Origin of the sequence: Sphingobium sp. BS19, assembly GCF_027925545.1 — a bacterium.
Taxonomy (GTDB): domain Bacteria; phylum Pseudomonadota; class Alphaproteobacteria; order Sphingomonadales; family Sphingomonadaceae; genus Sphingobium.
This window is the reverse complement of sequence record NZ_BSEF01000045.1, coordinates 1-11652: the sequence shown is the minus strand read 5'-3', so window position 1 is coordinate 11652 and position 11652 is coordinate 1. Positions and strand designations below refer to the sequence as shown.

Below are 11652 nucleotides of genomic sequence, written 5' to 3'. Positions count from 1 at the left end.
CCTTGCTGGCCTGCGAGGCGGCGCGGACAATGGCGCGGGAATCCCCACGCATGACCTCCAGCCACGACCCGATGTAATCGGCATGGCGAACGGTCGGCACGATCCCGAGCGCGGCGCAGCTGAAGGCCGCAGTCTGTTCCGCGATCATCTCCTCGAAGGCGTATTTCTTCGAGCCGAACGAGCCGGTCAGATCGCGGTTGAGACGGCTGTGATGGCCGCTGGCGTGACCCAGTTCGTGCAGGGCCGTGCGGTGCCAGTTGATCGGCTCGAAATAGGCTTGCGGAGGCGGCACCTGCACATAATCGAGCGACGGCATATAGAAGGCGCGGTTGCCACCGATACGGAAATCAATGCCAGTGGCCCTGATCAGCGCCTCGACCCGAGGTTCGATCAGGCCCGGCGGCGGTGGTGGCGCGACTGCCGTTATCTCATCGGGTAGGCCATCGCATTGCGCGGCGTTAAAGACCGTGAACCGCTTCAGGAACGGGATGGCATGTGCATCCTCATCCGTTTCGCGGGCACGGCGCTTTTCGTCCTCGGGGGTGAAACGGTCGGCATAAACGACAGTGGTGCCGCGTTCGCCCTTCCTGACGTTGCCGCCAAGCGAAAGGGCCTGGCGGAAAGTCAGCCACGCCTGACCGGGGAAGCCATGCTGGATGACCGCGCCCCAGAGGATGAGAATATTGATGCCGGAATAGGACCGGCCGGTTGAAGCATTTCTCGGCAGGCCCAGCGGGGCGGTATCAGGCGACGCACCCCAAGGCTGGACCCATGGCAACCGCCCTTGCTCCAGCTCGGCGATGATCTTGTTGGTGATGTCGTCGTAAAGGTTGCTGCGCGCGCCACCTTCCGCGAGGTTACGACCCTGTCTGGCCATCGGGATGATCTCCGCGACGGGTGCCGGAAGCCTCTCCTCCAGCTCTTAACCCGTCACGGAAAATCCGTCCGCACTCTCACTCTGAAGGGGGCGTTGCGGAGATCTCCCCGCAGAAGGGGTAGGCAGAGACCAAGGCTCGGCCGCAGGGGAAGGCTTTCCCCCTATTCGGTATGTTCCCCTGCGCTTCCTTGAAAACTGTCAGAAACTCGCGTATATTTCCAACAGGAGAAAGACGATGACACGGCTGACCGAACAGATTCTGGCACATGCGACGGGACTTCCCGAAGGGATGCCCGTGTCCGCCAAGGGCCTGCTCCACCTCGGAAACCGGGCGGCCGTGGATCAGGCATTGTCGCGTCTGTCCGAGCGCGGGCAGCTCATCCGCGCCGGTCGTGGCGTCTATCTGCGCCCCATCGCCAGTCGGTTTGGCACGCGCGCACCTTCGGTCGAGCAGGCTGTCGAGGCCCTCGCGACCCAAAAAGGGGAGATCATCGTCTCGAACGGAGCCGCCGCGGCGAACGCGCTTGGCTTGACGACGCAGGTGCCCGTCCGCTCGGTCTATCTGACCTCCGGACGCAGCCGAAAGATGCACCTCGGCAAGCAGGTCGTCGAATTGCGGCACGCGCCGCGCTGGCAACTGGCCCTGGCCAACCGCCCCGCAGGCGAGGCCGTGCGGGCGCTGGCCTGGCTCGGCCCCGAAAGGGCGGAGGCCGCGCTCACGACCTTGAAGCGGAAGATGCCGCCTGGTGTGTTCGGCGAACTGGTCGCCGCCGCGCCGCAGCTTCCGACATGGCTCGCGCAGAGCGTCGGAAAGGCGGCCTATGGCTGACGTTTTCCTCCAGCTTTCGGCCGAGGATCGGCGTGACGCGTTGGGCGTCGTCGCCGACCGTTCGGGTCGTCCCACCCATCTTCTCGAAAAGGATGTGTGGGTGGTGTGGGCGCTGGCGACCCTCTACGCGGCACCGCTCGGCGAACATCTGGTGTTCAAGGGCGGGACGTCGCTGTCAAAAGCCTATCAGGTCATTCGCCGTTTTTCGGAGGATGTGGATCTGACCTACGACATTCGGGCGATTGCGCCCGATCTGGTCGGGGACAATCGCGAGGGTCTGCCGAAGACACGAAGCGAGGAAAAGCGCTGGTCCAGCGAGGTCCGCCGGCGTTTGCCGGCCTGGGTCGCAGAGACGGTGCAGCCGGTAATCGCGAAGGCCCTGGCCGCTGAAGGGCTGGCGGCGGCCGTCCGCGTCGAGGATGAGAAGCTCTTCATCGACTATGAGGCGACCGCAGCCGGGTCCGGCTATGTGGCTCCAAGCGTCATGCTGGAGTTCGGCGCGCGCTCGACGGGCGAACCTGCGAGCTTGCGCGACGTCGTCTGCGACGCGGCCGGCCTGATCGAGGGGCTGCTCTTCCCGACTGCGCGGCCGCGCGTCATGCACGCGGAGCGGACGTTCTGGGAGAAGGCGACCGCCATCCACGTCTTCTGCCTCCAGGAGCGGCTGCGCGGCGACCGCTTCGCGCGACATTGGCACGATGTTGTCCGACTGGACGAAGCCGGCTTCGCGGAAGCCGCTTTTGCCGATCGCGACCTGGTCAACGCTGTCGCCCGGCACAAGTCGATGTTCTTCGCAGAGAAGGCCGCCGACCGCACGCCGATCGACTATGCAGCGGCTGTCAGCGGCGGCTTGCAACTCGTGCCGGTCGGCGATGGCGCGAAGGCGTTGGAGGATGACTATGCCCGCATGGTTGAGGATGGACTGCTCTTCGACGACGAGGAGCCGTTCGAAGCGCTCATGGCGCAGTGCGCTGATATAGCCGCGCGCGCGAACAGAGCAGCCGAGTAAGAAACTGGGAGGACCGGGGGTATATGAGCGAAGTCGAAGAAGAGCGAAAATTCCAGTTTCTGCGGGACGGCGATGCCGAGCCATCTGAACTGGACTGGAACAAGGGGATCGAGAGCGCCCGCAAGGCGATTTCCGAGGCCATGAACGCCAAGAATATCGCATTTCTGCTCGGCGCCGGATGTTCTTCCCTGATGAAGGACAAAAAGGAACTCGGCATTGCGACCATGGCGCCGCTGGCCAAGGAGTTTTGCGGCGAAACCATCGAGGCACGCGCGGCAGGATTCTACAGCGATCCGCCAACAGCCGGCGCTGTACCGGCGCCGTGGCGGCTAACCAAAGACGAACTCGACTATCTCGATGCGCTCGGGGTCAACCTGGCGAAGGACTACAGCCGTAACCTGGAACGCTTGATGGAGGTGCTGTTCGCGCAACGGTTCGTGCTTCGCCAGAGCGAGAATCCCGATCTTCACCCCTATCGCGCTGTTCTCGACGGCATCATCAAGAAGGTCCAGGACTTCCTATGGACCCGTGTCACCCAAGGGGCCTTCGCCACGGAGGGCGACACGACCGTGCGCGATCTCTACGAGCGTTTCTACAAGAAACTGGTCCTACGCGATCGGTCCTTGCCCCGGCCCTGGGTGTTCACGACCAACTACGATCATTTCAGCGAATTGGCGATGGATCGCCTGGGCATTCCCTATGCCAACGGTTTTTCCGGCGTCGTGGAACGCCGCTTCAACCCGGCGATCTTCCGCTATGCTCTGGCCGAGCAGCTCGACGTCGCCAGCCGCAAGTGGACCGCCGTGGACGCCTTCGTCTATCTCTGCAAATTGCATGGTTCGGTCACTTGGACCGAGGACGATCATGGCCTCTTCCCGATCAAGGAAGTCTGGCCACCGGAATCCACGAACCAGATGCTGATCTATCCGACGCCGGCGAAGCAGAACTCTTCGCTCGGCTCGCCCTACGCAGACCTGTTCCGGGAATTTCAGTCCCGGATCGTGCGCGAGCAGAGCGTTCTCATCACGGCCGGCTACGCCTTCGGCGATGAGCACCTGAACAACATCATCTACCAGGCGCTAACGATCCCGACGTTCCGTCTGGTGATCTTCGCGGCGCCGGATACGGACGGCGAGATCGCCAAGCTGCGGGCGCTGCGCGATCCGCGCATTTGGATCATTGGAGGCAATGGTCCTACCGCGGGGACGAGGGCGCACTACTTCGACATGATCGTAGAGCATTTCATGCCCCAGCGCCCCAGCGACAGGATTGATGACGCCGTCCGCAAGGTGTTGTCGGAGCTGGCGCCGAAAAGGGGCGACGAGACAAAGGATGGCGAGGCATGAGCCACGACGATCGCAAGCGGGCGATCGGCAAGGTGGTCTCGGTCGCGGCCGACCGCTTTGTCGTCGAGATGCACGTCGGCACCGACAATTTCACGGTCGTCGGCTTCGACGACGTGCATTATGTGGCGCGGCTGGGATCATTCCTGATGATTCCGTCGCAGTCGGAATATGTCGTGGTCGAGGTTGTCGGCCTGCGTGAACGCGATGCGAGCACGCCGTCCGAGCGGGGCGACTTCGACCGGGCTGGTTCCTCAAAATATCTGGATGTGGTGCCCGTCGGCATGTTGCCGATGCGCGGCGGCGCGTTCCGCTTCGGTGTGTCGGTTTTCCCGTCCCTCTATGCGGACGCACTCTATGCCCTGGACGGCGAACTCGATCGCATCTTCGAGACCGAGGCGGCCGTCGTGCCGTCAATCGGCCCGGATGGTGGCGTCTGCCAACCAGAAGGCGCCACGCGCTACCGGGTTCTGCCAATCGGCAAGTCCGTGGTGTTCGAGGACTACGACGTCAAAGTCCGTCTGAACGAGTTCTTCGGTGGCCACGTTGCCGTCCTGGGTAACACCGGCAGCGGCAAGTCATGCACGGTCGCCTCGGTACTACAGTCTCTTTTCGACAAGCCGGACGAACATCACGCTCGCGGAGCGACGTTTATCGTCTTCGACGTGAATGGCGAGTATCACGAGGCGCTTGCTCCTTTGGCAAAAGACGGCGGCATCGGCGTCCATCGCGTAACCCTTGATGGGACGACCGCTGGCTTTCGGATGCCACACTGGTTCCTGGAAATGGCAGAATGGGAACTGCTTTTGCAGGCGAGCGAGCGAACGCAACTGCCGGTTCTTCGGACGGCGTTAGGTCTGACAAGTCTCTTTCATGCCAACACGCCAGACGCTCTGGCGCTGCGCGAACACTTTGTCGCCACTTGCATCATCGAGTGCTTTCGAGGTGCGGATGGCGACTCCCCAGTGTCGAAGTTTCAGCGCGTCGTTTCCCTTCTTCAGAAGTATCCGACGAACGATCTGAATATGGCGTTGTTGAACCGCTTCAGTCCGAATTTTCAATACGGAAATTTTTCTGGCAACAACCAATCGGCATTTCTGGATGAAGTAAGGAAGAAGCTCCAGAAGGATGCTCCCTTACCAGCCTACAATCGGACGCCGTTCTCTTTCGATGAGCTGCACGAATGTCTGGATTTCGCGATCCTTTATGAGGAGGCCCACGGCAACCGCCAAATCCGAGATTACTGCTCGTCCATGGTCACGCGGCTCCGATCTCTCCAAGAGAGGACTGAATATGCCTTTTTACGTCACGAAGGAGCTGACGTTGGTGCGGCTGTAAGCGATCTGGAGTTCTTGACCAACATCGTCGGTCTGGAAAGGGCTGTTGGTGAAGCGTTCACCAAACGCAATCAAGTCATTATCATTGATCTGAATTCCGTCGAAGATGAAATCGTTGAGCTGGTCAGTGCGGTCATCGCACGCATGCTTTTTCGGTTTCTTCGTCATGCGGAACCAAGAAACCGCTTCCCGATACACCTGCTCCTCGAAGAGGCTCACAGGTATATTGCCTCTACGCCCTCCCGGTTTTCCATCGACGCAACCAAGATATTCGAGCGCATCGCCAAGGAAGGACGCAAATACGGCATGTTCGTGCTCTTGGCATCACAACGCCCGAGTGAGCTGTCCAAGACGGTTCTCAGCCAGTGCTCCAATTTCCTGGTTCACCGCATCCAGAACCCCGACGATCTTTCTCAGATTCGGCAGATGACGCCGTTCATCTCGGATTCCGTCTTGAAGCGTTTGCCGTCATTGCCTCGGCAGCACGCGCTGGTGTTCGGAACATCGGTCAATCTCCCGACGACATTCAAGGTGCGGGAGGCATCACCGCGGCCGCGCAGCGACGATACCGCCGTGGTCGATTTGTGGTTCCACGAAGAAGGTCGAGCCGCCGACATTCGACTCGCTCCGGCCGATACCGCTGGAGGGGAGCCGATGGCAGTAAACGAAGCGTCAGACGATGACATCTTCTGACCATCTGGAGACCCTGGCGCAGGCGCTGGAGGCCACGGGAGACTACCGGGTCATCCGGCGTCTCAAACCGCGCCCTCGCATCGTTCCTCCGCCAGGCACGCCGCTGCGCCTCGGCCTGGTGGTCGATGTGGAGACCACGGGGCTCGACCCTCAGCGCGACGAGATCATCGAACTCGCCATGACACCATTCAACTACGGCTTGGATGGCACCATTTTCAGCGTGGGCGACAGCTTCCAAGGGCTGCGTCAGCCGAGCAAGCCTATCGCCCCGGAAATCACCGCGATCACGGGCATCACCAACGAGATGGTGGCCGGCCAGATTGTTGATCCCGCAGCGGTAGCCTCATTCGCAGCGCCGGCTTCGCTCGTCATCGCGCACAATGCGGCGTTCGACCGCCGCTTCCTCGAACGATTCAACGACGTGTTCTCGACGAAGCCGTGGGCATGCTCGCTCAGCCAGATCGATTGGGCAGCAGAGGGGTTCGAGGGCACGAAACTCGCCTATCTCGCTCAGGCCGCCGGCTTCTTCTACGACCGCCACCGCGCGATGCACGACTGTCTTGCTACGGTCGAGTTGTTGGCGATGTGGCTGCCCCGATCTGGCGCTACAGGTCTCAGCCGCCTCCTGGACGGCGCTCGTGCCGTTTCTTGGCGCATCTGGGCGGAGAACGCGCCCTTTGACCTCAAGGATGTCCTCAAAGCGCGGGGATACCGCTGGAACGGCGATCCCGGCCCGCAGCCGCGCGCATGGTATATCGACGTTCCCGAGGCTCAGTGCGAGGCCGAGCTACGGTTCTTGAGAACGGAAATCTATCGATATGAGGTCGATCCCCCGCTTCGGCGGATCGATGCTTATGATCGGTTTTCAGACAGGATCTGAGTGCCGTCGAACGCCGGGCTATTGCATGCCCTTCCGGCACCTCTTGGCAAGCGTGGCGGAGACGAACTTTTCCCCTTTCGTCATGTCGGCGCGCTTTTCCACCATGTAGTGCCTAGCAGTCATGCTTCTCGCAGCTGGACGCCTCGAATTACCTCGCGTTTTCGGCCGTGATTTGATTCCATCGCCGTGCTGATTTGCACGGAGGCGATGGATGCGAGGACAGGCCGGATTTTGGGACGTTGACGAGCGCTATGTGCGTCTGAGCGAAGCCGGCGATCCGTTGGAGAAGCTGAACGCGGTCGTGCCGTGGGAGTTGTTCCGCAAGCCGCTATCGAAGGCTCTGAAGCGCTCGGACGGCTCGAAGGGCGGGCGTCCTCCCTATGACACTGTGATGATGTTCAAGGTGCTGGTGCTGCAGGCGCTGTATAGCCTGTCGGATGACCAGGCCGAGTTCCAGATCCAGGACCGGCTGTCGTTCATGCGTTTCCTGGGATTGGGTTTGGGCGACAAGGTGCCGGACGCCAAGACGATCTGGCTGTTCAGGGAACATCTCGTGCAGGCAGGAGCCGTAGAGAATTTGTTCGCCCGTTTTGATCGCCATCTTTCGAAAGCCGGATATCTGGCCATGGGCGGGCAGATCGTCGACGCCACGGTCGTTGCCGCGCCGAGGCAGAGGAACACCGACGACGAGAAGGCCGATATCAAGGCGGGCAAGATACCGGATGTCTGGAAAGGCAAACCTGCAAAGCTGCGGCAGAAAGACCGGGACGCGCGCTGGACCGTGAAGTTCTCGAAGGCCAGGGTCGATGACGAGGGCAAGGAGCACAAGCGCGACATCGCCGTTCCCATCTTCGGCTACAAGAGCCATGCCTCGATCGATCAGCGACACGGCTTCATTCGCGGCTGGACGGTCACGAACGCCGCCGCCTATGACGGCGCGCAGCTCCGCAACGTGGTCAAACGGCCGAACACCGGTTCGACGGTCTGGGCCGACACGGCCTATCGATCGAAAAAGAACGAAGCATGGCTCGACAGGAACGGTTTCGCCAGCGACATCCATCAGAAGAAGCCGAAGGGGCGGCCAATGAGCGAGGCGACGGCGCGGGCCAATGGCCGGCGCTCCAAAATCCGATCCCGCATCGAGCACGTCTTCGCGCAGCAGAAATCCCGCATGGGCCTGTTTGTCAGAACCATCGGCATCGCCCGCGCCAGGACGAAGATCGGCATCGCCAATCTCGTCTACAATCTCAACCGCTTCGTCTGGCACGAGAGGCGAACTGCGTCCGCATGACAGCGAGTGCGGCGAAAACCGCCGCCGCAACGCCCAAATCGACAAAATACGTCAACCCAAACTGCACTCAGTGCCACGCTCGACGCCATGACGGCACTCGTAGCGATCCTCACCGGCCGCGAAACCCGGTAGTTCGAGGTGTCCAGCTGGCATCCTGCAACGCGTGGTTCTGGAGGCGGTCGCGGATTTCCTTCGAGATCCTCGCCTTGCCGGTCACCGTCTTGAATGTCCGGCGCAGGTCCTTGCCTCAATTTAGCAAGGAAGACGTCCACCAAACATGGGGCTATTCACCTTCCAGCCTCACGGAGCGACGCAGCAATATCGCTGATCGAGCGAAACAGGACCAGTTCATCATCTCTGTTAGGCTCAAATCCTCGGCGCTGCCAGAATTCGGCAGCCTCCCCGTCGACGGCGTTGACCATCAATGCCCGCCCACCGATCAGCGATGCGGCCTGAACGCAACGTTGGAGGGCGTGCTTCACAAGGCCAGTCCCGATGCCCAACCCGGCCGAGCCGATATCGGTCGCGAGCTGACCAAGCAGCATGCAGGGAATTGGATTAGGCGGCTGCCCCGTCCGGATGGAGCGCGGTAGCACCGATGGCACAACGGCTGTTGGTGCAAGGCCGTAATATCCCACCACACGCCCTGCCTCATGCACGACGAGAACGGCGGTAAAGCCCTTCTGCTGATTGGAGAGCGCGCGGGTTTTCAGCCAGTGGTCGAGCGTCGGCTTGCCACAGGTAAACTCAGAAACATCGTGGGCGGCGGAAAGCGGCTCGGGTCCTGAAAGCAGCAAGGGATTACCGCTTCGCCGCGTAGCCGGGCTCCCACGGCGCAGGCCGCTTCAGCACTTCAACCATCTCCGGAACGGGAGCGGCCGGGCGCGACAGCACATCCATGAACTGAGCAAAGCCTTGCGGGCTCATCCGGATCAGACCCTGCTCCATGACGACCTCCTCGGCCGCGCGCACAGCGGCGTCGCGCACGAAATCGGTGCGCGAACGGCCGCGCAGGCTGGCGGCACGATCGATCATGGCAACATCGGCCTCGGGCAGACGCATTGAGATCGGATATTCCTTGCGTTCCGCAGTGTTGGCCATGACGATTCTCCTTGGTCGGAAGATGGCATCTTGTAGCTCTAAATACAATACGATAAAGTCACATCCACAAGCAACAGCTTCCGATGGGGTAGTATCGAGGCCAAAGATGACGGCGACAGCGATCGATTCCGACAGGTCATTTCACTATGCCACGGCACGCCAGATCACGCCGCCGCTCGCCATGACACGCGTCGGCATACTGATCGCCGCCAAATGTTCGCCCGTAAATTCCATTGCTTATACCGGGCACGGGACCAATGCTGTCAGTTATGACCTTGCGAGCCTCACAAAACACAGCAAAGATGACAGGAGCCGAGCGCGAAGCGCTGCTCGAATCTTTGCTGCTGGACGCGCCGGAGTTGACGTTTACGCCGCGCGGCAGTCCCGACCCTCGCCTTCTGCGTCTGGTCGGCATCCTGGCAAAGCAGGCGGCACGGGAATGCTTTGCCGAGGAAGTGAAGTTATCCAGGCAAAGGAGGAAGCGCACCTCCTGATGCAGATGGGAGCAATGTTTTGAAAGTTGCGATTTACGCCCGTTATTCTTCTGACAATCAACGCGACGCTTCCATCGCCGACCAACTTCGCATGTGCCGCCTCCATGCCGAAAAGCAAGGTTGGCACGTCATCGAAGAATATACCGACCACGCAATCTCCGGCGCTTCGCTGATCCGTCCGGGCATCCAGGCTCTGATGACCGACGCCATGGCTGGTCGCTTCGACGTGATCCTCTCAGAGGCTATGGATCGCCTCTCGCGTGATCAGGAAGACATCGCCGGAATCTTCAAACGCGTGTCCTATGCGGATGTGAAGATATTCACCCTGTCGGAGGGCGAGGTCAGCCATCTGCATGTCGGCCTCAAGGGCACAATGAATGCCCTCTTCCTCAAGGATCTTGCCGACAAGACCCGCCGCGGCCAGCGCGGCCGTGTTGAGGCTGGCAAATCGGGTGGCGGCAATTCCTATGGCTACGATGTGGTCAAGAAGCTGGATGCCAATGGCGAACCCATTCGCGGCGACCGCACCATCAACGAAGACCAGGCCGCCGTCGTTCGCCGCATTTTCCGCGACTACGCGGCCGGCAAGTCGGCCAAGACCATAGCCTTTGCACTGAACAAGGACGGCATTCCGGCCCCTTCGGGCGGCGACTGGGGTTTCAGCACGATCAACGGCAACCCGAAGCGTGGCAACGGCATCCTCAATAATGAGATGTATGTCGGCAAGATCGTCTGGAACCGGCAGCGCTTCGTAAAGGACCCGAACACCGGAAAGCGGCAGGCGCGCCCCAACCCCGAATCGGAATGGGTCATCCAGGAGACACCAGAGCTTCGGATCCTCGACGATGATCTCTGGAATGCTGTGAAGGCACGGCAGGAGAAGAACAAGCTCACCCGCGACGACAACGGCTGCACGGATGTCCGCACTGTCAATCATCGGCGGCGCCCAAAATACCTCTTCTCGGGCCTCACCAAATGTTCATGCTGTGGTGGCGGGTACTCCGCGATCTCGGCAACGCTGATCGGATGCTCTACAGCTCGCAATAAGGGCACCTGTAACAACCGCGTCAATATCCGTCGCGACGAGTTGGAATCGCGCGTGCTGAATGCGCTGCGCACCCGACTCGTTGACCCTGAGCTGTTTGCCCATTTCTGCGAGGTGTTCACGCAAGAGATGAACCGCCTACGAATGGAAGGCCGCGCCGGTATTGCCTCGGCGGAAGCCGAGATCGCGAAGATTGATCGGGAACTCGAAACCCTGCTCAACCTGATCCTTAAAGGCGGCGCTGCCGACGCTCTCAATGCGAAGATGGTGAGCTTGGAAAAGCGGAAGAAGGAACTGGAACTGTTCCTGGCCGAAGCTGACGAGCCGCCGGCCCTGTTGCACCCGAGCATGGCGCTGCAATACCGCAAGCGCATCCAGCAGCTCTACGACTCGCTTCAGGATGAAGAAGAGGGCAAGCGGGTAGAGGCAGCCGACACCATTCGCTCGTTGGTAGATCAGATCGTGCTGACGCCTGTTGAGGGCAAGGTGGAGATCGACGTTCAAGGCGATCTTGCTGGAATCCTTACGATTTCCGCACAAACGAAAAACCCCGCCTCCGGGGCGGGGTCTTCGCAAGTAAAGATGGTTGCGGGGGCTGGATCTAATCTTCACTTGTTGCCCGATGTAGAGGGCGGTGACAAACCAGGCCAATGGAACGCCAGCGATTTGCTGAGCGTGGCGGTTTAAAAACCAGCCATTGGATAGGTTGCTCCTTTTAAGGGGGGTGGCCGGGGATGTTTGCCGTGGAGAGCT

The 11652-nt window shown here is 60.9% G+C and carries 11 protein-coding genes; 8 read left to right on the top strand and 3 right to left on the bottom strand.

Translation table 11 applies throughout. The features are described 5' to 3' along the window. Positions 1 to 877, bottom strand: an 877-nt coding sequence (locus QMG56_RS22485) for an ArdC family protein (protein WP_281825070.1), incomplete at its 3' end; no start/stop codon positions are given. A 235-nt stretch (positions 878 to 1112) separates the two neighbouring features. On the opposite strand from QMG56_RS22485, the gene QMG56_RS22480 reads away from it, so the two are divergent. The 6 genes from QMG56_RS22480 to QMG56_RS22455 all read left to right on the top strand — a co-directional run bounded on the left by QMG56_RS22480 (position 1113) and on the right by QMG56_RS22455 (position 8259). Further along, a complete protein-coding gene (locus QMG56_RS22480; RefSeq protein WP_010335695.1) occupies positions 1113 to 1706 on the top strand; it encodes a DUF6088 family protein in 594 nt (197 codons plus the stop codon). Then, positions 1699 to 2715 (top strand): nucleotidyl transferase AbiEii/AbiGii toxin family protein, encoded by a 1017-nt coding sequence (locus QMG56_RS22475; RefSeq protein WP_281825068.1) that lies wholly within the window; start codon positions 1699 to 1701, stop codon positions 2713 to 2715. The genes QMG56_RS22480 and QMG56_RS22475 overlap by 8 nt, the downstream gene beginning before the upstream one ends. A gap of 140 nt (positions 2716 to 2855) precedes the next feature. Further along, the gene (locus QMG56_RS22470; protein WP_281825067.1) at positions 2856 to 4061 is read left to right on the top strand and encodes an SIR2 family protein; all 1206 of its coding nucleotides are present in this window, start codon (positions 2856 to 2858) and stop codon (positions 4059 to 4061) included. Next, a complete protein-coding gene (locus tag QMG56_RS22465; RefSeq protein ID WP_010335692.1) occupies positions 4058 to 6088 on the top strand; it encodes an ATP-binding protein in 2031 nt (676 codons plus the stop codon). The genes QMG56_RS22470 and QMG56_RS22465 overlap by 4 nt, the downstream gene beginning before the upstream one ends. Next, positions 6075 to 6968 (top strand): 3'-5' exonuclease, encoded by an 894-nt coding sequence (locus QMG56_RS22460; RefSeq protein ID WP_281825066.1) that lies wholly within the window; start codon positions 6075 to 6077, stop codon positions 6966 to 6968. Before QMG56_RS22465 ends, QMG56_RS22460 begins: the two co-directional genes overlap by 14 nt. 211 nt (positions 6969 to 7179) lie before the next feature. Then, positions 7180 to 8259 (top strand): IS5 family transposase, encoded by a 1080-nt coding sequence (locus QMG56_RS22455; protein ID WP_281825065.1) that lies wholly within the window; start codon positions 7180 to 7182, stop codon positions 8257 to 8259. Positions 8260 to 8546: 287 nt separating this feature from the next. Here the strand turns inward: QMG56_RS22455 and QMG56_RS22450 are convergent, their stop codons facing one another. Then, positions 8547 to 9056 (bottom strand): GNAT family N-acetyltransferase, encoded by a 510-nt coding sequence (locus QMG56_RS22450; RefSeq protein ID WP_281825064.1) that lies wholly within the window; start codon positions 9054 to 9056, stop codon positions 8547 to 8549. A gap of 4 nt (positions 9057 to 9060) precedes the next feature. Then, positions 9061 to 9360: a DUF1778 domain-containing protein gene (locus QMG56_RS22445; protein WP_281825063.1), complete on the bottom strand. Its 300-nt coding sequence runs from the start codon at positions 9358 to 9360 to the stop codon at positions 9061 to 9063. 269 nt (positions 9361 to 9629) lie between these two features. Here QMG56_RS22445 and QMG56_RS22440 point away from each other — a divergent pair, with 269 nt between their 5' ends. Both QMG56_RS22440 and QMG56_RS22435 read left to right on the top strand, forming a co-directional pair. Continuing rightward, positions 9630 to 9854 carry a hypothetical protein gene (locus tag QMG56_RS22440; RefSeq protein WP_036236851.1) on the top strand — a complete coding sequence of 75 codons (225 nt, stop codon included), beginning with the start codon at positions 9630 to 9632 and terminating at the stop codon, positions 9852 to 9854. A 19-nt stretch (positions 9855 to 9873) separates the two neighbouring features. Next, the gene (locus QMG56_RS22435) at positions 9874 to 11586 is read left to right on the top strand and encodes a recombinase family protein (RefSeq protein ID WP_281825060.1); all 1713 of its coding nucleotides are present in this window, start codon (positions 9874 to 9876) and stop codon (positions 11584 to 11586) included. The last annotated feature ends 66 nt before the right edge of the window (positions 11587 to 11652 follow it).